General features: G+C 68.8%; 13 protein-coding genes and 2 pseudogenes. 3 read left to right on the forward strand and 12 right to left on the reverse strand.

Translation table 11 applies throughout. From position 1 onward, the window contains the following. The first annotated feature begins 82 nt into the window (after positions 1-82). The gene (locus AC4IJH_RS10605; protein WP_490851339.1) at positions 83-3,313 is read left to right on the forward strand and encodes a SpaA isopeptide-forming pilin-related protein; all 3,231 of its coding nucleotides are present in this window, start codon (positions 83-85) and stop codon (positions 3,311-3,313) included. Between the two features lie 243 nt (positions 3,314-3,556). Here the strand turns inward: AC4IJH_RS10605 and AC4IJH_RS10610 are convergent, their stop codons facing one another. After that, the gene (locus AC4IJH_RS10610) at positions 3,557-4,174 is read right to left on the reverse strand and encodes a DUF6214 family protein (RefSeq protein WP_490851340.1); all 618 of its coding nucleotides are present in this window, start codon (positions 4,172-4,174) and stop codon (positions 3,557-3,559) included. A 376-nt stretch (positions 4,175-4,550) separates the two neighbouring features. Between AC4IJH_RS10610 and AC4IJH_RS10615 the strand changes: the two genes are divergently transcribed. Beyond that, entirely contained in the window at positions 4,551-5,522 is a 972-nt protein-coding gene (locus AC4IJH_RS10615; RefSeq protein WP_490851341.1) for an AraC family transcriptional regulator, read from the forward strand. 42 nt (positions 5,523-5,564) lie between these two features. On the opposite strand, the gene AC4IJH_RS10620 is transcribed toward AC4IJH_RS10615, so the two are convergent. The 7 genes from AC4IJH_RS10620 to dxs form a co-directional block, all read right to left on the reverse strand. After that, positions 5,565-6,542, reverse strand: a complete 978-nt coding sequence (locus tag AC4IJH_RS10620; RefSeq protein WP_490851342.1) for a 4-hydroxy-3-methylbut-2-enyl diphosphate reductase — start codon at positions 6,540-6,542, stop codon at positions 5,565-5,567. After that, complete coding sequence (locus AC4IJH_RS10625; RefSeq protein WP_490851343.1) at positions 6,539-7,618, reverse strand: polyprenyl synthetase family protein; 1,080 nt, start codon at positions 7,616-7,618, stop codon at positions 6,539-6,541. Before AC4IJH_RS10625 ends, AC4IJH_RS10620 begins: the two co-directional genes overlap by 4 nt. Before the next feature lie 70 nt (positions 7,619-7,688). Then, entirely contained in the window at positions 7,689-8,540 is an 852-nt protein-coding gene (locus AC4IJH_RS10630; protein WP_490851344.1) for a geranyl diphosphate 2-C-methyltransferase, read from the reverse strand. A gap of 17 nt (positions 8,541-8,557) precedes the next feature. Next, positions 8,558-9,580 (reverse strand): family 2 encapsulin nanocompartment cargo protein terpene cyclase, encoded by a 1,023-nt coding sequence (locus AC4IJH_RS10635; RefSeq protein WP_490851345.1) that lies wholly within the window; start codon positions 9,578-9,580, stop codon positions 8,558-8,560. Between the two features lie 427 nt (positions 9,581-10,007). Continuing rightward, positions 10,008-11,432, reverse strand: coding sequence for a family 2B encapsulin nanocompartment shell protein (locus tag AC4IJH_RS10640; RefSeq protein WP_490851346.1), 1,425 nt, complete (start codon positions 11,430-11,432; stop codon positions 10,008-10,010). Positions 11,433-11,537: 105 nt separating this feature from the next. Beyond that, complete coding sequence (gene ispG / locus AC4IJH_RS10645) at positions 11,538-12,704, reverse strand: flavodoxin-dependent (E)-4-hydroxy-3-methylbut-2-enyl-diphosphate synthase (protein ID WP_490851347.1); 1,167 nt, start codon at positions 12,702-12,704, stop codon at positions 11,538-11,540. Continuing rightward, on the reverse strand, positions 12,701-14,590 hold the full coding sequence (gene dxs / locus AC4IJH_RS10650) for a 1-deoxy-D-xylulose-5-phosphate synthase (protein WP_490851348.1): 1,890 nt from the start codon (positions 14,588-14,590) through the stop codon (positions 12,701-12,703). The genes ispG and dxs overlap by 4 nt, the downstream gene beginning before the upstream one ends. Positions 14,591-15,198: 608 nt before the next feature. On the opposite strand from dxs, the gene AC4IJH_RS10655 reads away from it, so the two are divergent. Further along, positions 15,199-16,545 carry an NsdA family TPR-like regulatory protein gene (locus AC4IJH_RS10655; protein ID WP_490851349.1) on the forward strand — a complete coding sequence of 449 codons (1,347 nt, stop codon included), beginning with the start codon at positions 15,199-15,201 and terminating at the stop codon, positions 16,543-16,545. A gap of 94 nt (positions 16,546-16,639) precedes the next feature. On the opposite strand, the gene AC4IJH_RS10660 is transcribed toward AC4IJH_RS10655, so the two are convergent. From AC4IJH_RS10660 to AC4IJH_RS10675, 4 genes and pseudogenes are all read right to left on the reverse strand, one after another. Further along, the gene (locus AC4IJH_RS10660; RefSeq protein ID WP_490851350.1) at positions 16,640-18,781 is read right to left on the reverse strand and encodes a terpene synthase family protein; all 2,142 of its coding nucleotides are present in this window, start codon (positions 18,779-18,781) and stop codon (positions 16,640-16,642) included. 156 nt (positions 18,782-18,937) lie between these two features. Beyond that, positions 18,938-19,120, reverse strand: a pseudogene (locus AC4IJH_RS10665) (Crp/Fnr family transcriptional regulator); the annotation flags it as partial. Between the two features lie 25 nt (positions 19,121-19,145). Continuing rightward, positions 19,146-19,211, reverse strand: a pseudogene (locus tag AC4IJH_RS10670) (hypothetical protein); the annotation flags it as partial. 183 nt (positions 19,212-19,394) lie between these two features. Continuing rightward, positions 19,395-20,432 carry a polyprenyl synthetase family protein gene (locus AC4IJH_RS10675; RefSeq protein ID WP_490851351.1) on the reverse strand — a complete coding sequence of 346 codons (1,038 nt, stop codon included), beginning with the start codon at positions 20,430-20,432 and terminating at the stop codon, positions 19,395-19,397. Positions 20,433-20,849: the final 417 nt, after the last annotated feature.

Here is a 20,849-nt window from a genome sequence, read left to right on the forward strand (position 1 = left end):
GATCATGCCATGACGGGCCTGCTCGCTCTATGAGGCGAGCGGGCCCGATCCGTTCAAGGCTCCCTCACCACAGGAAGACACCTTGCGCACACTTTCAATTCCGGCGCGCTGCCCCAGAGTTCTGCTGCATCGTGCTGTCTCCATGGGCGTGGCGCTGCCGATACTGGCCTCCGCAACCGCCTTTCTCGCGGCCGCGCCACCGGCGCAGGCCGCCGAGGCCGGTGACGGCACCGTCAAGGTCCGCGTCGTCCGTGAGGTCAACGCCAACGGCACCTGGGACAAGGTCCTGGAGCCCGGCATGGACAAGGTGCAGGTCCGGCTGACCGACGACGCCGGAAACACCATCACCGCCACCACCGACGCAAACGGCGTCGTCACCCTCAACCCGGCCGGTTCGGCGCTCAAGGGCGGCAAGTACCGCGTCCAGGTCATCAACCCCAAGCCTGGCGTGCTGTACTCCGCCTTCGCCGCACGCGAGGGCCTGGACGGCGCCCCCGACAAGCTGAGCAGTACCGAGGAGTTCGTCGACGTCGGGGGCGGCAAGGACGTCGAATTCACCACGGCGTACTGGAATCCGGCCGACTACTGCCAGAAGAACGCCGAGCTGGTGACCGCGTGCATCGGCAGGGACACCGTCCCGGGCGCCAATGAGGGAAGCGCAAGGACGCTGCTCGGCTTCCCGTACAACGCCCGCGGCGAGAACAACCAGACGACCGACCTGTCGGACAAGGACACCATCGGCGCGGTCTACGGCATCGGCTACAGCAAGCCGAAGAAGTGGATCTTCTCCGGCGCAATGGCCCGCCGCGGCTCCAACTACGGCCCGGGCGGCGCGGGAGCCATCTACCTGACCGACCGGGAGAGCCAGGAGACCACCCAGTTCACCACGGTCCCCAACGTCGGCACCACCGCGCACGTCCAGGACGTGGACCAGGACCTGGCGTTCCAGGCGGTGGTGGCCAAGGAGTCGCTGGGCGACGTCGAGGTCTCCGAGGACGGCAAGGACCTCTACGTCGTCAACCTCAACGACAAGAAGCTCTACCGCTACGACGCCACCCAGCCCACCGCGGACGCTCCCAAGGCGTCGTACGCGATTCCCGACCCCGGCTGCTCGACGGCCGGTGACTGGCGTCCGTACGGCCTCGGCGTCCAGGACGGCGAGGTCTTCGTGGGCGGCGTCTGCTCGGCGCAGTCGAGCGGGGACAAGGCCGACATGCGGGCCGTGGTCCAGAAGTTCGACCCGACGAGCGGCCGGTTCACCGGCACGATCATGAACGACAAGCTCGACTTCCCCCGCGGCATCGCCGACAACCTCGTCCCCGCCGGCTGCCGGGGCGACCGGTGGTACCCGTGGGCCGATGTGTGGCGCGACAAGCAGGACGGCAGAACCTGCGCCGCCCGCAATGCCTACCCGCAGCCGATCCTCGCCGACATCGTCGTGGAGACCAACGGCGACCTGGTGCTCGGCTTCCGCGACCGGTACAACGACCAGCACGCGTACGCGCTCGTCAGAACGCCCGGCGGGCCCAGGTCCTCCGACCCGGTCGCGGGCGGCGATCTGAACCGGGCCTGCCCCGGGGCGGACGGCAAGTTCGTGCTGGACGGCAACGGCGGCTGCAAGAACAACGCCACGGTGCAGAACAGCAACCAGCCCGCGGACCAGAACGTCAAGGAGTTCTACCCCGGCGACTGGCGGCAGACCCTGCACATGGAGTCCGCCTTCGCCGGTATCGCGCTGTCCAAGGTCGAGGACACCGTCGCGAGCAACGGCATCGACGTGACCGGTGACGTCTACAACAACGGCACCACGTTCGTGAACCGCTGGGACGGCACCAGCCCGCGCGGCGCACAGGGCGGCAACGTCCTCCTCCGGGGCTTCGGCAAGGGCGCCGCCATGGCCGACCTGGAGGTGCTGTGCGACGAGGCACCGATCCAGATCGGCAACCGCGTCTGGTACGACGTCGACAAGGACGGCATCCAGGACCCGGGCGAGAAGCCGGTCCCGGGCGCGACCGTCAACCTCTACGACGAGAACGGCAATCTGGTCGCCACCACGACGACCACGCGGCGCGGCGAGTACTACTTCGACAGCGTCAACGACGGTCTGAAGTTCCGCACCAAGTACACGATCAAGATCGACAACCCGGCCGACTACGAGGAGGGCGGCCCGCTCTACCGCTGGGCCGTCACCAAGAACGACGCCGGGGACAACGACTTCATCGACAGCGACGGCAAGGTGCCGCCCGGCGGCCGCTTCCCCGAGCACACCATCACCACCGGCAGCGCGGGCCAGGACAACCACACCTACGACTTCGGCTACAACCAGCCCACCGGTGAAGTCCGCGTGTGGAAGGCCGACGCCAAGACCGGCAGGCCGCTCGCCGGCGCGGTCTTCCAGCTGTGGCAGGAGACCAACGGTACGAGCGGCCTGCAGACGACGGGCGAGGCCGACACCAAGGTGGGTGCCACCTGCACGACCGACAGCCGCGGCCTGTGCAAGCGGGGCAACCAGCGTCTGGGCTCGTACTACTGGCAGGAGACCCAGGCGCCGGCCAGCCACGAGATGCCCCAGCCCAACGTCTTCCCTGTCACCCTGACCTGGGAGAACCGGGAAGCGGGCGCGTCCGTCACCGCCAAGAACCAGCCCAAGCCGGGCGGGGTGCGCGTGGTCAAGGTCGACGCCAAGACCGGCAGGCCGCTCGCGGGCGCCGTCTTCCAGCTGTGGCAGGAGACCAACGGCAGGAGCGACCTGCAGACGACGGGCACGGCCGACACCAAGGTGGGCGGCGCCTGTACGACCGACAGCGGTGGCCTGTGCAGGCACGGCGACCGTCCCCTGGGCACGTACTACTGGCAGGAGACCAAGGCGCCGGCCAGCCACCAGCTGCCCAAGCCCAACGTCTTCCCCCTCACGCTGACGCGGGAGAACCGGGAAGCGGGCGCGTCCGTCACGGTCAAGAACCAGCCCAAGCCGGGCGAGGTGCGCGTGGTCAAGCGGGACGCCAAGACCCGTAAGGTCCTGCCCGGGGCCGTCTTCCAGCTCTGGCGGGAGACCAACGGCCGGCCCGGTCTGCAACGCACCGGCGCGCGCCCCGACACCCGGTCCGGCGCCGGCTGCTCCACCGACGGCAACGGCCAGTGCCGCTTCACCGTCCCCAACGGCGCCTACTACCTGTACGAGACGGCCGTACCGGAGGGCTACACGCTGCCCCGCAACCGTGTCTCCGGGCCGCACCGCATCACCGACACGACCAAGCGCATCGTCGCCACCCTCTACAACTCACGAGGTGAATCCGGCAAGAAGAAGAAATAGCAGGAACCCGCGCCGCACGGCGCAGGAGCGGCGGCCTCCCCCGGCGGGGAGGTCGCCGCGCCGCTCATTCCGCCCCGTTCACACCGCGGCTCGGCCGAGGGCGCTGCTCTGCTCACCGTTCAACGTTTCCGTCGGCAGGCTACCGTCCTGCTCAACTCTCGGCAGCCGAAGGGTTCTTCTAAATCCCTGCAAGTGATTCCCGCGCAAGAGATTTTGCCAGTCGGAATGTTTGGCGCTGGACTTTCAGCGTCTGTTGTGGCGTGGGGAAAGATAACCGTCGTCACGGGCATGGGCGATCAGGCGAAGCGACCTTCGGCGACTGCGGCCGGTCGCGCACATGACTGCGAGGATGGGGTCTCGCCCCTCTTGCCGGGCTCGCTGATATGCCTCAGCGGTAATGAGACGGGCCAGGCGGCCGCGTGGCCTGATACCTTGCCGCGCCGGAACGTTTTCGAACCACTCGCGCCGCATATCAGAGGCGTCCCAGCGCGCGTGCTCCTCCTCCGGCTGCTGCAGGCGCTGCCCGGACAGTGCCTGGTAGGCATCTTTGAGGGGGGCGGCTACACGGGCAGCGATCGTGTCGAAGCTGTCCAGAAACAGCGGAGGGTTGCAGCGGATATCCTCGATGGCGATCTGCTCATTGCAGACTACGGCCAGGATGTCGATGCATGTGCCGTCTTTGAGGGTGAGCCGCACGTTGAACCATGCGGGCAGGGTCTGTTCTCCCGTGCCGCCCCATTGCCTACTCGAAAAGTCAGGAGAGGCCCCACCGTAACCTTGCAGTTCCCACACCGGCCATACAAGGACAGGGCCTTGTGGCGTCATGTCTCGGGGCCCCGACCCCTGACTTGTCACGGGCATATCGGCAGGTTAATGACTCGGCATGCGAGAGAACGCTGCGACACGTGACAGCCATTCCCAACTAACCCATAAGGTCTATATCTTCCGGATCGCGGACTTGAGTCCGCTGCTGTTTCGCAGAGGCAGACCTGATCGATTTCTCGGCACCGGCACAACCGAAACCGGTGGCGAGTGCGCAGTGAGCGGAACGAACTGCGGCTGTGCTTCCGTGGTTTGAGAGTCCGTGCCGCCCAGGGTTCGGCGCACCCCCACGTGCTCCGGAGGAGGGGCGGGCCCGACTGCGACTTCCCGACGGCATGTTCGTTGATCACAGCCGAGTGCGGGCGGCTAAATCAGTGGCCTGCCCGGCAGACAGGCAGGAAGGAAGGGGCCGGGCGTGGAGGAGGCGGCACGACCGGTCACCCGTTCCTCGTTCCTGACCTGTGATCCGGGTGAGGCGCACGAGTTCATCTCACAGACCTACACAGCGATGCAGCCGGTGCGGCCGGTGCGCCGCGAGGGGTTCCGCTTCGTGGTCCGCGCGGTGGACGCAGGCGTCTTCCGCGCCGATACGGCCGAATACGGCGCCGACTGCGAGGCTTGGTGCGAAGCCAGCGGTGACCTGCTGTCCGTCGCCGTGGTCCAGGGCACGACGCACCTGTCCGCCGGCCGGCAGGAGGCGGTACTGGGGCCGGGCGCCCTCGGTCTGTTCCCCATGGCCGGACAGGTACACGTGACCTGCCACAAGGCCCGTACCAGGGTCTTCGCCCTGCCCGGCGACCTCCTGCGGCGCCGGGCCGCGGAGATGTCCGGGATCGCCGAGGCCGACTTCCGCCTCGAAGCCCTCACCCCCACCAGCCCCGTCAAGGCCGCTACCTGGCGCCGATTGATGCACTACCTGCACCAGGAAGCCGCCCAGCCCGGCAGCACCCTGGAAGAGCCCCTGGTCCGTGCCCAACTCGCGCAGATGGCCGCCACCGCGATTCTCACCGCCTTCCCCACCACCGCCGACACCGCCCCGGCCCCGCACGGCCCCACCCGCGTGGCACCCGCTGCGCTGCGCCGTGCCATGGCCTACATCGAGGACCACGCCCACGAGCCCGTGACCGCGACCGGCATCGCCCAGGCCGCAGGCATCAGCCTGCGCGCACTCCAGGTCGGTTTCACCCGCCACTTCGACCTCACCCCCACGGCCTACCTGCGTCGCGTCCGGCTGGAGGGCGCTCACCGCGACCTCCAGGCCGCCGATCCCGCCGGCACCACCGTCGCCGTCATCGCCGCCCGCTGGGGCTTCGCCAAACCCAGCCACTTCACCACCTACTACAAAGAGCACTACAACACCCTGCCCAGCCACACCCTGCGCGGCTGACCCCCCACGGCAAGACGCTCGTTGCCCGGCAGGACGGCGGTATCACGGCGTGCCGTCCGGGGAACCGGGCAGGGAGGCGAGTTCCCGTGGCAGTGCGAAGTGCTGGGATTCCACTGTGGTGGTCACCACCTCGATCCGGTCGAAGCCGTGCGGCGCGAGCCACTCCAGAACACCGTTGACCAGGATTTCGGGGACGGAGGCACCCGAGGTGAGCCCGATGGTCGCCACCCCCTCCAGCCACGCGGGGTCGATGTCCTCGGCCGCGTCGATGAGATAGGAAGCTCCGGCCCCGGTTGCCAGGGCGACCTCGACCAGGCGGCGGGAGTTGGAGGAGTTGGCGGAGCCGACGACGAGCAGCAGATCGCAGTCGGCGGCGATCTGCCGCACGGCTTCCTGGCGGTTCTGGGTGGCATAGCAGATGTCGTCGCTGGGCGGGCTGACCAGGGCGGGGAAGCGCTTGCCCAGGGCCGCGGCGGTCTCGGTGGTCTCGTCGACGGACAGGGTGGTCTGGGAGAGCCAGACGACACGATCCTCGTCGCGGACCGTGATGTCCTGCGCTGCGTCGGGCCCCTCGACGAGGTGGATGCGGTCGGGGGCCTCGCCCATGGTGCCGATGACCTCCTCGTGGCCTTCGTGGCCGATCAGGAGGATGTCGTACCCCTCGTCGGCGAAGCGCCGGGCTTCTTTGTGGACCTTGGTCACCAGCGGGCAGGTGGCGTCGATGACGCTGAGGTTGCGCTGTGCGGCCTCGGCATGGACGGCGGGGGCGACGCCGTGCGCGGAGAAGATCACGTTGGCGCCGTCGGGCACCTCGTCCGTGGCCTCGACGAAGATGGCGCCCTTGCGTTCCAGCGCGCGTACGACATGGGCGTTGTGGACGATCTGGTGGCGGACGTACACGGGGGGACCGAGCTGTTTGAGGGCCTGCTCCACGGTTGCCACGGCGCGTTCGACGCCGGCGCAGTAGCCGCGGGGAGCGGCGAGCAGGATGCGGCGTTGCGTATCCGTGCGGCTGCTCATGTGATCCTCCGGACGGCGGTCTCGGCGAGTTGGTAGAGGGCGGACTCCGCGTCGGGGTGGAAGGGAGCCGATTCCAGGGCGATCAGGGCCAGACGATGGCGCTCGGCGATCATCTCCTCGACGGTGTGGCGGGCGCCGGTGTCGGTGAGGATCTTCCGGATGGCCGCGGCGTCGGTCTCGGTCAGGCCGGGGCGGCCCAGCCGCTGACGGAGGAAGGCGCGCTGAGCGGGGGTGGCGCGCTGGAAGGCGAGGGCGATCAGCGGGGTGTGCTTGCCCTCGCGCAGGTCGTCCAGGACGGGTTTGCCGGTGTGCGCCGGGTCGCCGAAGACGCCGAGCAGGTCGTCGCGGAGCTGGAATGCCTCGCCCAGCGGAATGCCGATCGCGGAGCAGGACTGCAGGGTCCGGGGGGCCGCGCCTGCCAGAGCGGCACCGGCCTGGAGGGGACGCTCGACGGTGTAGTGGGCGGTCTTGTAACGGGCGATGGCCAGGGCCGTATCGAGATCGGGCCCGGGGTCTCCGGTGGACAGCAGGTCGAGGAACTGGCCGCACAGGACCTCGCGGCGCACCGCCTCCAGGATGGGCAGCACGCTCGCACGCTGCTGGTCGGTGAGCTGCTGGGTGCCCGCCATGTGCTCGGACCAGACGAGCGTGAGGTCGCCGAGCAGGAGGGCGGCGTTGGTGCCGTACCGCAGGGCGTGCGCCGGGGCGGCGTCCGGGCGTTGGGCGGCCAGCGCGTGATGGGCGGTGGGGAATCCGCGACGGGTGGCGGAGGCGTCGATGAGGTCGTCGTGGATGAGCATCGCGGCGTGCAGCAGCTCGAGTGAGGCGGCGAGCCGCAGTACGGCAATGCGGCTGCCCACGCCGCCGGCCGCATGCCAGCCGACGACGCACAGCAAGGGGCGCAGCCGCTTGCCGCCCGCGGCGAGAAAGTCCCGCAGCGCCTTGGTCAACTTGATGAGGTGGGGGTGCTCCAGGGAGCTGTTGATGTCGTCGAGGAAGTCGTTGATGGTCGTATCGACCATCGAGCGGATGCCTTCCAGGTCCAGTGGTTTTGCTGCGAGTTTGCTGGGGGACATGGCCTGGTTCCTTTCGGCCCGGGCACGGGCCGTGCCGCACCACGGCCCGTGCCCGGGGTGTGGGTGAGGGTCAGACGCGGTCGGCGGCGATGAGGAGGTACTGGAAGCTGCCGTTCTTGTACGCCGTCAAGAAGGCGTCCTCGATGCCGGTGACCAGCGACGACTTGGCGCGCAACTCCCAGTAGGGGATGGTCGCCGCGGTGAGGTCCACGACGCTGATCGGGACGAGGCGGTTGGCCGCCATCTCCTTGAAGTACGTGCTGCGCGGGTGGATGTCGCAGATGTAGTGCGCGTTGATGGCACTGACTTCGCGCGAGGGCAGACCGTAGCTGTCGTTGTAGCAGCCGGTGACGGTGACGTACCGGCCTCCGTGCCGCAGCATCCGCGCGTACTCGGCGAAGAGCAGGGACAGATCGACGTACATGGTGGACTCGTTGTTCCAGATACCGGCGAAGGCGCCCGTCTCGAAACCGGTGTCCAGCATGTTCTTGAGGTGGAAGCGGACCTTGTCGGCGACCCCGTGCTTCTCGGCCTGCTGGTTGGCGAAGTCCACCTGGGCCTGGGAGATGGAGATGCCGTCGACCTGGCAGCCGAAGCGCCGGTTGGCCACGAGACTGCCGCCTCCTCGGCCGCAGCCGGAGTCCAGCAGCCGGTCCTCGGGTGCGATCTCGCCCAGGTGGTCGGCGAGGAAGTCGGCCTGGGCGCTCTCCAGGCGGTGCAGCTCGGTGATGATCCGCTCGTCCCGGGTCTCCTCGGGGCCTTCCAGGACGGACCAGTCGGCGTCGCCGATGCCGTAGTGGTGGTGGTAGAAGCCGTCCACGTCGCCGAGGCGCAGATTGACGGGGTTCTTCTCCCGGTCCCAGTAGTCGGCGACCGACTTCTGGTAGAGCGAGGCGGCGGCGGGCTTGGTTGAGGTGGTCATGGCGTGGACCCTTTCTTTCACCAGTAGTGGGGGAGGCGGTAGCGGTAGGTGTTGGTGAAGTGCCACTCGTGGTTGCCGGTGACCCAGCCGGCCAGACTTGTGGCGTAGCGGGCCAGGAGAGAGCTGTTGGAGCCGAGGGCCGCCGACTCGCTCTCGAAGGCGCGCATGATCTCGTTGTGGATCTCGACGCCCTTGAGATAGGCGGCTTTGAGGCCGCACCGTTCCTCGGCGGCGATCACGACGGGGAGGTTGAGGTGGCGCTGGTCATTGGCCATCTCTTTGACGAAGGAGTACAGGTCGTTGACGAGGGTCGTGGCGTTGCAGGCCAGCGCGGTGATCCGCTGGACCTCCGGGCGCGAGTAGAGCGCTTCGGGCAGTTCGTAGCCGTCGACGCAGTCCACGATGGACAGGCACGGACGGAAATTGTTGAACTGCCGCATCGTCAGGTACTGCCACACCGGAGGCATGGTGCGGGTCTGGGACCAGGCGGCCTCGGCGAGATAGCCCATGTGCAGGCGAGCCATGTCGTGGATGAAGCGGGTCGCCTGGCTCGGGCTGGCGATGACTCGGTAGGCGCGCATCGCCTCGTGATAGGAGCGCAGCGGCCCGTCCGCGCTCAGGCCCGATGCCCACTGCCCGGCGTACTCCTTGGCGGTGTGCAAAGGGTCCAGCGCGCTCTGTGCGATCAGCAGCCGGCTGCCCAGACCGACCGGCGATCCGCCGTAGTCCTCGCAGTAGCAGTCGTCGACGACGTTCTCCGCGACCAGCAACTTGCCCGCGGTGACCAGGCGTTCCATATCGGCCGCGCCGGGGTGCTGGAGGACGACCGCGCGCCCGAACCCGAATCCCGCGAAGTCCTCCAGCCACTTCTGGGGGAACAGCTCGTGCTCGCGGGACCAGGCTTCGAGCCGGCGGTCCACCTCGGCGATCTTGGCGGGGTCGGCCGGTACGGCAGGCGGGCAGTACAAGCCGGGGATGGGGTCACCGGGCCGGGGACCGCGCGTCTTCCTCCAGGGCGAGGCAGTCTGCAGGGACTTCATGGGCCGACCACCAGACGGGCAAGGCCCTCCGGCGGGCTGTTCGTCGCTCCGGGCCGTGCGCGCCGCGTGTCTCCGAGGAAGGGACAGTCCCGGTGGGTGCCGGGGCGCCCAGGGGCCGGTGAACGCACGGGTAGGGCAGCGAGTTCGGTGCGGTGGGCGGCGCGGAACCCGGCGGGGGCACAGGGAGGGTGAAGACCCCCGCCGGGCGGGGGCGCGCCGGCCTGGCGCGTCGTGGGGAGGAGGGAGCGGAGGGGGGCCGACGTGCCCGGACCGGTCGGTCCGGGCAGAGCGTGGCGCGAGCTTGCGGGGGACGCGGCGGGCGCCGGGGCGCCCGTGGCCGACGCCCCGCCCGCATCCCGCTCCCGCGGCCACGCGATGGTGCCATCGTGCTGCGACATGGCTGACCTTCTCGGTTTCTCGCGCGGGATCAGGAGCGGGGAGCGGCGATTTCGGCGTTCTCCAAAATGCCGACGGCGTCGGGAACGAGAATGGCCGTCGAGTAGTAGGCGCTGATCAGGTAGGACATGATCGCCTGATCGTTGATGCCCATGAAGCGGACGTTCAGGCCCGGTTCGTACTCGTCGGGGATTCCGGTCTGGTGGAGGCCGACGACGCCCTGGTCCTCCTCGCCGAGCCGCAGGGCGAGGATGGAGGTGGTGTGGGTGTCGGAGACGGGGATCTTGCCGCACGGGAAGATGGGTACGCCCCGCCAGGCGGGCACCCGACTCCCCTCGACCTCGGCGGAGTCCACGCTCAGCCCTCGCTTGTTGCACTCGCGGAAGAACGCGGCGATGGCCTTGGGGTGGGCGAGGAACATGCGGGTCTTGCGGCGCATGCTGAGCAGCTCGTCCATGTCATCAGGCGTCGGCGGGCCGGACCAGGTGTTGATGCGCTGGTCGTAGGCGGCGTTGTGCAGCAGCCCGAACTCGCGGTTGTTGAGCAGCTCCCATTCCTCGCGTTCGCGCATCTCCTCGATGGTCAGGCGCAGTTGCTGCTCCACCTGGTCCATCGGGTCGTTGTAGAGGTCGGCGACGCGGGTGTGGACGCGCAGGACACTCTGGGCGAGACTCAGTTCGTACTCGCGCGGTTCGATGTCGTAGTCGACGAACGTACTGACGATGTCGGCCTCGCCCTCGTGCCCGGAGGTGACGGCGACCGATGCCTCGCCCTTGCGGTTCACCGGCCTGCGGGCGTTGGCCAGGTACGCGTCGATGTGGTCCTGCAGGTGCGGTGCACGCTCCAGGAGGTCCCCGAAGACGGCCCAGGGCAGGACCATGACCGTGCCGGCGGTCGCCGCCTTGACGGTGTGCAGCCACAGGGGGTCGCTCTGGCCGAGCGCCTCGTCGCCGAGCTGGTCACCGTCGGCCAGTACACCGAGGAGTTCGTCGGTGCCGTACTTGCCGGTGGCCAGTCGGTTGAAGCGGCCGTGCGCAATGATGTACGCCTCTTCGACCGGCGTGCCGGCCTCTGCGAGAACGTCGCCGGGGCACACGTCGCGAGGGGTGAACTTCCCGGCGAGCTGGGTCAGGACGTCGACGTCCTCGAACCCGCGCAGCGCCGGGAACTCGGTGAGCGTCTCCGGGACGATCCGTACGTCGTCCGCCCCGTTCTGCACGAAGCGCACGCGGCCGCGCCCGACCCGGAGCTGCAGGCGCCGGTTGACACGGTAGGTGCCGCCGGAAACCTGCACCCAGGGCAGCATGCGCAGCAGCCAGCGGGAGGTGATTCCCTGCATCTGCGGCACGGACTTGGTGGTGGTGGTGAGTTTGCGTGCGGCCGCGGTGCTCAGAGCCTGTCGGGACTCGGTGAATTCGGCCTTCGTGGATGTGACCTGGTGCTGGTGGGTGGTCATGATCGGGTTCCCTCCCTGATGGTGACCGTGGTGGTGTGCGATGTGGTGCCGGCGGGGGACGTCTCCCTTCACGCGGTGTGCGAGGCAGGTGCGGGTGCGCCGGGCTCAGGACGGTGTGTCCTGGACCGTGGTCTCGGTGTCCTGGACCGCGGTCTCGGTGTCCTGGACCGTGGTCTCGGTGAAGCGCAGGGCTTCCTCGACGAGCGTCTCGACGATCTTGGATTCGGGGACGGTGCGGATGACCTCGCCCTTGACGAAGATCTGGCCTTTGCCGTTGCCGGAGGAGACGCCGATGTCGGCTTCGCGGGCCTCGCCGGGGCCGTTGACGACGCAGCCCATGACGGCGACGCGCAGGGGGTGCGGGAAGCCGTCGAAGGCGGCTTCGACCTCGTTGGCGAGTTTGTGGATGTCGACTTGAAGGCGGCCGCAGCCGGGACAGGAGACGATCTCGAGCTTGCGCGGGCGCAGGCCCAGCGACGCCAGAATGTGGCAGCCGGCCTTGACCTGTTCGACGGGCGGTGCGGAGAGCGAGACCCGGATGGTGTCGCCGATGCCGTCGGCCAGCAGGACGCCGAAGGCGACCGCGGACTTGATCGAGCCCTGAAAAGCGGGACCCGCCTCGGTCACTCCCAGGTGCAGCGGATAGTCACAGCGCTCCGCGAGCAGCCGGTAGGCGGCAATCGTGGTGAGCGGGTCGTGGTGCTTCACCGCGATCTTCACATCGTGGAAGCCGTGTTCCTCGAAGAGGGAACACTCCCACAGCGCGGACTCCACCAGCGCCTCGGGCGTGACCTTGCCGTACTTGGCGAGCAGGCGTTTGTCGAGCGAACCGGCGTTGACGCCGATGCGCAGCGGAGTGCCGGCCGCTGACGCGGCGGCGGCGATCTCCTTCACCTTGTCGTCGAACTTGCGGATGTTGCCAGGATTGACGCGCACGGCAGCGCAGCCCGCGTCGATGGCCTGGAAGACGTACCGAGGCTGGAAGTGGATGTCCGCGATCACCGGGATCGGTGACTTCTTCACGATGGCGGGCAGGCAATCGGCGTCGTCCTGGGAGGGGACGGCGACCCGGACGATGTCGCAGCCCGCCGCGGTGACCTCCGCGATCTGCTGGAGCGTCGTATCCACATCGGCGGTCAGCGTGGTGGTCATGGTCTGCACGGAGACCGGTGCGCCGCCGCCGACTGGGACATCGCCGACGTGAATTTGCCGCGTACGGCGGCGCACCGGAGCAAGGGGCCGGGCAGAGGGCAGGCCCAGATCGACCGTCATGCGGGCATCTCCCGTTCGTGGTGCGGGTGTCCGGCGCGGGCCCGCAGTACGGAGTGGACGATGCCGCTGCAACTGAGCCCGGCCGCGGCAAGAAGGTCGGAGCGGGTCCCCTGGCCGATAAAGCTGCCGGGCAGGCCCAGTACGCGGACGGGGACGGAGGAGCCGGCGTCGGCCAGTGCCCTGGCGATGGCCGTGCCCGCACCGCCGGAACGCGTGTTGTCCTCGACGGTGACCACCAGCCGGTGGCGAGCGGCCAGTTCGGTCAGTTCGTGCGGGACCGGAAGGACCCAGCGCGGGTCGCAGACGGTGATGCCGATGCCCCGGGCCGCCAGACTCCTCGCGGCCTCCAGGGCCTCCCCGGCCAGCGGGCCGACGGGGATCAACAGAACGTCGCGTACGCCCGTGCGGTACAAGATGTCGATGGGACCGATGCGGGTCTCAGCCGGGATGTCCTCGCCCGCCGTGGCCTTGGGAAAGCGCAGCGCGGTGGGGCCCGAGGCGTCCGCGACCGCCTCGGCGAGCAGCGCGCGCAGCTGCTCCGCGTCGCGCGGTACCGCGACCCGCATGCCGGGTACGGCGCCCAGGATGGTCAGATCCCACATGCCGTGATGGCTGGGCCCGTCGGCACCGGTGATACCGGCCCGGTCCAGGACGAAGGTGACCGGCAGCCGGTGCAGGGCCACATCCATGAGCACTTGGTCAAAGGCCCGGCCCAGAAAGGTCGCGTAGACCGCGACCACCGGATGCAGGCCCCCCATGGCCAGGGCCGCCGCCGAGGTGACCGCGTGCTGTTCGGCGATGCCGACGTCGAAGAACCGGTCGGGGAAGCGGGCACCGAAGCGGGCCAGCCCGGTGGGGCCGGGCATGGCGGCGGTGATCGCTACGAGGTCGGGGTGCGTCTGCCCCAGCGCGCACAGCTCGTCGGCGAAGACCCGGGTCCAGGCGGGCCGCGACGACGTCGAGCGGGGCTTGCCCGTGTCCGGATCGAGGACGCCGACCGCGTGCATGCACTCCGCCGCGTCGGTCTCGGCCGGTGTGTACCCCTTTCCCTTGACGGTGACGACATGGACCACCATGGGCCGCCGGGCGTTGCGGGCCAGACGCAGGGCCTCCTCCACCGAGGGCAGGTGATGGCCGTCGACCGGTCCCACATAGCCGAACCCGAGGAGCTCGAAGAGATTGCGGGCCACGGGCAGCGGCGCGGGGCTCGGCAGGTGGCCCTTCTCGGCGTGGTCGTGCCCGACCAGCCAGTCCATGGTGTCCGAAGACTGGGAGCGCAACTGCTGGAGGTGATCGGCCAGGGCACCGATGGTGGGGGCGTAGGAGCGCTCGTTGTCGTTGAGGACGACGACGAGAGGGCGATCCTGGTGGGCGCCGAGGTTGTTCATCGCCTCCCACGCCATGCCGCCGGTGAGCGCTCCGTCCCCCACCACGGCGACCACGGCCCGCTCGCTGTCGCCCGTCAACTGGCGGGCCTTGGCCAGGCCGTCCGCGTACGACAGAGCGGTGGAGGCATGCGAGTTCTCGATCACGTCGTGCTCGGATTCGGCACGGCGTGGATAACCGGAGAGCCCTTCGGCCTGACGCAGCGTGTCGAAGCCGGGGGACCGGCCGGTGAGCACCTTGTGCACATACGCCTGGTGTCCCGTGTCGAACAGCAGCGTGTCGTGTGGCGAGTCGAAGACGCGGTGCAGCGCGACGGTCAGTTCGACCATGCCCAGGTTCGGGCCCAGATGGCCGCCCGTGGCGGCGACCTTGGCGATCAGGAACGCGCGGATCTCCTCGGCGAGGTCACCCAGCGCGTCGTACGACAGGCCGTCCAGGGCTTTGGGACCGTCGAGGCGATGGAGCAGAGGGAAGGTGGGCGATGTCGCGGATGTGGTCATCGGGGCCTCCCAGCGGCCGGCGGAACAGGACAGACTTCACTCGTGAGAGCGGGTCTGGCCCGTGTCGCGCGGCGCGAGGGTGCCGTTCGGCTCGGTGTCGCAGGAAACGAGTCCGTGCTGTCCATGGCACACCCTTCGGCTCGCTGAAATCTCGTGGGGCGGGACGGGGCAGGGATAAGGAGGAAGAACCAGGGGCCCTGGACCGGTCGCTGCTTTACCCTGATCCCATAAAGCACCGGGCGCGGTGCTCCTGGGAAGGCCGCTGGTCGGGGCGACCGCTGAACGCGCTGAACGCTTGCGCACTTGCTAACTCGGCATTGCGGCGGCAAGGGCGTAAAGAGTGCACGCGCAGGGCGCACGGTCGCACTGGGCTACCCATCCGGGCACTGACATGAGATAACGGGCGGAGGTCCCCATTCCTTCTCCCGACGCCATGTGATCGCGCGTGCGTATTCATCAATGGATGCGCGGCCCGTCCGGCGCGACGGCAATTCCCCGCGCGACAGCATCGCGGGCCCGTGAGCCCAGCCAGACACCGGGCATCCGTATGTCCGGCACAGGTTCCAGCGCCCCCATAACCGGCTTGCATGCCGCGGCTAGGAGTGATCATGTCCCGTCGTGAACGCAACGACTGTCTGGCCGCGCTCCTTTCCGAAGCGGGCTGGAGCACTGCGGAGTTCGCCCGGACGGTCAATACCCTGGGGGCCCGCCAGGGGCTCGCCCTCCGATACGACCGGTCCTCCATCGCCCACTGGCTGAGCGGTTCACAACCCCGCGCCGCCGTCGCGAACATCGCAGCCCAGGCCCTCAGCCGCCGCTGCCACCGCCTGATCAGTGCCGAGGAGACCGGCCTCCTCGCTGCCGCGTCCACCCGTGCGCCCGCCCGGCTGACCCCCGTCGAGAAGGCCGACGCCGTCTACCTCCTGCACTCCCTGGCCCGCAGCGACGCGGACCCGCACCGCAGAGGAGCGGTCACCCAGACCTCCTACACCCTGTCCGCTGTCGCCCTGCCCGACTGGGATACACCGGCACCCGTACAGCGCATGCATTCCGGGCCCGAGCTCCGGCCGGCCGATATCGAGACCCTCAAGAACATGACGCACAGCCTGGCGTCCCTGTGCGACGCATACGGCGGAGCGCACGCCCGTACCGCGCTGGCCACCTATCTCGCCGACGACGCAGCAGCACTCGCCGCCCGCACCGGCCCGATCGAGCTGTACCGTCAAGTCCTGGTGCACTGCGCCGAGTTGACCCACCTGCTCGCCACCATGACCACCGACGCCGGATACCAGGGCCTGGCCCAGCAGTATTACCGCGTCGCCCTGGCGCTGTCGCTGCAAGCCCGCGACCGCACCCGGTACGCCATCACACTGCGTGCGATGAGTACGCAGGCCCTGCGGCTCGGGCACTCCCGTCACGCCATCGAACTGGCCCGAGCCGCAATCGAATCCGTCGGCGCGCAGGCCACTTCCGCCACTCGCTCCTTTCTTCTCGCTCAGCGCGCTGTGACCAGTGCTGCTCAGCGCGACGCACGCCACGCGCTCGCCGACCTAGCCGCCGCGGAACGGGAGCACAGCCAGGCCACCAGCCACCCCGGTCCCTTCTCCCACTATCCACGGGCGGGGCTCGACTATCAGCGTGCCCAGACCCTCCACGCGCTGGGCGACCGCGGCCCGGCTCTCGAAGCACTACGCGAGGCGGTGCGCCACCGCTCCCCGGCGAAGCGCCGCCTGTACGTCCTCACGCAGCTGCGCCTCGCCGACCTATTGGTGGACGTCGGCCACCTGGAAGAGGCGTGCGCACACTGCCATCTCGCCCTCGACCACTACCCCCCACTGCACTCCGCCCGAGCCGACCGCAGCCTGATGCAGCTCGCCGAACGGCTGCGATCCTTCCCCCGCCAGCGTCAGGCTGCGGAAGCCCTGGACCGGGTACGCGGTCTCAAGCGCCCCTGAGCACACGCCCGCTGAACCCCGGGAGGCCCGTAGTCCAAGTGCGAGCGGTGCCGTTCAGCCGGGCGCGCCCAGCGCACTCACGGGGCCTTTCCCGTCAGTGCCAGGATGCCGCGGACATCATGGGGGCCGCCGCTCGGCCGGGCAGCGGCTTGGCCAGCCAGCCCGGTGCCGGCAAGTAGTGCGGCCGCAGCCTGCGGTAGCGGTCCACGGACTCGTGCCAGCGGATCACACCCGCGATGTAATCGCGCAGCTTGCCTGCATAGGCGGTCAGCAGTGCTCGCAGCTCGGCGTCCAGTGCGAAGTCTTCGAAGAGGAGCGGTAGTTCGACATGCACCGTGCGTTGGAACTCGGCGATGCGCTCGTTGCGCAGCCGGTCGACGACATCGAGTGCCTGCTCCAGACCGCAGTCAAGGAATTGGCGGACCACCAGGACGAGATTGTTCAGCTCTCCCTCCACCTCGATCTCCTTGCGGTAGGAGAACAGGTCATTGGTCATGGTGACAGCGTCGGCCGCCGACCGGGAAAGCGTGCGCATCGGCCTGCTTTCGCGCACCTTTTCGGGAATCGGCGGGCCCTGGGCCACCAGACTCAGGTACGTGAGCCCAGTGGTGAGGTCGCCCCCGAAGGTCTTGCGGCGCATCTCCACGTAATCGACGGGGTCAGGGATGCGCAACTGCAGCTGGTTGTCCAGCTCCCACAGCCAGCTCTCGACCATGTCATAGACGTACTGGCGAAAGACGGTGCGGATATGTCGCGGCATCAGTTTCACCGCGCGTTCCCAGGCCGCCCGCAGTCCGGTTTCCAGGGCGTTCGCGGGGGCGGGACCGGTCGCGCCCGGCTCGGTGGGCATCAGTTCCCACAGCCTCAGCGTCTGGGCGGTTGCGGCGGCCAGGTCCTTGGTGCGGCCGAAGACCGTGGAGTAGTAGTCGTCCCCGAACGTCCCCCAGCTGAGCCAGCAGGACGTCAGATCGACTTCGTCCTGGGGCGCGTCGGGGCAGATCAACGCCGCGCACAGGGCCAGGTCGGCGTCGTCGTAGCGCTCCTCGTCCCAGACGCCGAACCGCCCGTCGCTGTCGATCATGCCTACGTCTGCGGTCCACTGCTTGAGCCGGACCCGGGCCTTGTCCAGATGCGGGCTGAGCCTCGACGGGAACGGCACATGGGCGCGGGGAACCGTGTACGGACCGGTGGGCCGGTGCAACAGACGGGTGTAGTCGTGGCGAGGGCGCACGGCGCGGCCGGCACTGGCCTGGAACAGGCGTGCCGCAGAGGTGCCGAGCCCCGTTGGCCCGCGCAGCGCGTCAAGCCCGCCGTGGCGCTGCTTCATGTACCGGCTGGACCGCATGTGCCAGGCGTGCCCGCCGGCCTGCCAGTCCACCAGGCCCTTGGTGTAGGCGAGGGCGGCCGAGCGTTGCTCCTCGGGGAGCTGGGCATGCGCGAACAGCCGCGGCAGGTCGTGCACGGCGGTGTGTTCGAAGAGGCGCAGCCGTGAGGTCAGCAGGTCGTTGGAGAGTTCCGCCGCGCGCTGGGTACCCACACCGAGGAAGTGCTCCGTGACCAGTACGCAGTTGGACATCTCCCCCTCCTGCTCTACCTCGCGCTGATAAGAGAAGAGGTCATTGCGCAGGTGGACGCCGTCGGAGAAGGTGTCGCGCAGCACCTGCATGGGCCGTGTCGCGGCGATGGCGTCGGGGACTTCGGCGCCCACCGCGTGCTCCACGAGGTTCGCGGACCAGGGCGCGCCGCCGACCTTGCGGCGCATCGCGATGTATTCGACCGGGTTGGCGATGCGGCCCTCGCTGATGTTGGCGAGCTCCCACATCGACTCCTCAAGGAGATTGCGGGTACTGGTGAGGTAGCGCTTCAGCCAGGCCCTGGACATGGTGGGCGCCGTACGCGGCCACAGGTCGGCCAGGCCCTTCTCGACTCCATTGGCGGGGCGTGGCAGGGGACGGGTGGGATCCTCGGGCATGAAGGAGGCGAGCCGGTCCAGGTGCACGCGGGCCCCGGCGATGTCACGCGTGCGCTTGTACGCTTCGAGGAAGTGATCGTCGAAGTAGAACACCCAGACGTACCAGTCGGTGATGAGGTCGAGTTCGTCCTCATCGCAGTCCGGGTGGGTGAAGGCGCACATCAACGAGTAATCGTGGGCGGCGAGTTCTTCCTCGGTCCACACGGGATCCTGTCCTGGTACGGCGGGGACATCGAGCATGTCCATCTGCCGGGCCCAGGCCATGGAATGACGGTGGGCGCGCTGTACGTGGGGATTGAGACGTGCCGCGTACGGCATGTAAAACTCGGGCATTTCGAAGGGCTGCACGTGAGCTTTCCTCCCATGATCTTCCGTCGGAAGCGTCGGGCGTCGTAGTGGCGGCCAGATCAGCCTGGTGTGCAGTGGGATCACTCCGCCTTCGTCCTCTCCTACGCGGAGAGCGAGGACGGCCGTGGTCCGGGACTTACTGATCGGCATGTGCGGGGCCGGAGCGACGGGCACTGGGCGCCACGTCAGGACCTGGTGGCCGGGCATCCCGATGGTGCCGGGGCTGATGCCGCGTCGGCCGCACGCGCGGCTGAAGGCGGCCGAAGCTTGGGCAGTGGGCGAGCATCAAGGTGGTCCGCTTGCCCAGCGACAGCAGTTCGCCGAAGTTGTCGGGGGTGGGCGGACCGGAGCGTGTGGGGGCCCACCTGGCCGGGGCCGGGAGTGCTCTGCGGTGGACGGGAGGGGAGGGAGCATGGCGTCCTCATGGTGTGGGGTGTGAGAAGGGCTCAGCGCCGCCGCGGCGGGGGCTGTCCGGGCTGCTCTCGTGCGGTCGGCGGCGAACGGGCCCTTCGGGACGGTTCGGCACGAGTCAGTGGTCCCGGTCGGTCAGGAGCCGGGCGAGTAGTTCCAGTTCCTCGCGCTCACGTGGGCCGAGCGCAGCGGCGTCGAGCGCGGCCCGGGACAGCGTCAGATGTCCGGCCACCATCCGGCGTGCCGTCTCGGCCCCGCCCGCTTCCACGACCAGCTGTCCGGCCCGAGCGATCTGGTACGGGGCCAGAGGAGTCCGTTGGGCATACAGATCCGCGAACTCCACTGCCGCGGGGCAGTCGGCAGCCAGCGTGGCGACGACGGGAAGGGTTTTCTTGCGGACGGCCAGGTCATTACCCGCCGGCTTCCCTGTGGTGCGCGGGTCGCCGAAGATTCCGAGGAGATCGTCGACGATCTGGAACGCGATGCCCAGATGGCGTCCGAACGCTTCCAGATGCTCGGCCAGGCACGGGTCCGCTTCCCCGCACAGCGCGCCGAGCGCACAGGCAACCCCCATCAGCGCCCCGGTTTTTCCCGCGGCCATCTGCTCGTACTCCGCGACGCTCACCACCGACCGGGCCTCGAAGGCGACATCGCGTGCCTCGCCTTCGACGAGTGCCTGCACCGCATCGCTCAGCAGGATGACCTCAAGACCGTCGAATGGGCCTGGATTGTCGGCGAGGACGCGGAAGGCCAGTGCGAGCAGGGCATCGCCGGCCAGGATTCCCGCGTGGACACCGAAGGCCTTCCATACCGTCGGATGATGGCGGCGCAGTTCGTCCTCGTCGATGATGTCGTCGTGCAGGAGCGAGAAGTTGTGAGCCAACTCAACTGCCAGCGCGGCGTTCACTCCCTTCGCGGATGAGGATCCCGCCGTACGGCAGCAGGCAAAGGCCAGAGCCGGACGAACGCACTTCCCTCGGCTGCGCTGCACCGGATGGGAATGCTCGTCGAGCCAGCCGAGGTGGTGGCCGACCCACGGCCATATTTCAGCCGGAAGTGTTTGTGCCCAAGCTTTTAGTTCGGGTTCGAGTAACTTCTGGGCGCGGCTGAGCAACTCGGCCCCGCCTCGATCAGCGGCGGCAGCAGTGACACTCACCGTATGCACCTCCGATCCATTCCCGGGCGACTCACGACAGGCTGTCGGACGGGGGAATCCACTGGGTCGGGCCGAGAGCTGCGATGCCCTGTACCGTTTCCAGGGAGCCATCGCCGCCGTTCGCAGGGAAGCCCCCGCGTAACCTGGTTGCGTGAACGCGCTGAACGCAGGAGCCGATCGGCTGTGTCGACGGTCGGTGTCCTGACTCGCGGGAGAACATGCCGCCTGGGGCAGAGGCCTCATCGCCATCCGCGGCGCCCGATCGCCATCCGCGGCGCCCGCCAGAATCTCATTTCGAGCTCATCATTATGAATTTCCTGGACGCGAGTGTGCCCGTATCGCTACCCTCCGACCGGAGCCTTCTCTTGCATTGACTGAAGCGGCGCCACTCGCTCATCTTGCGATCCGTTCCGTCAC

This window comes from Streptomyces sp. UF-297 (assembly GCF_058245575.1).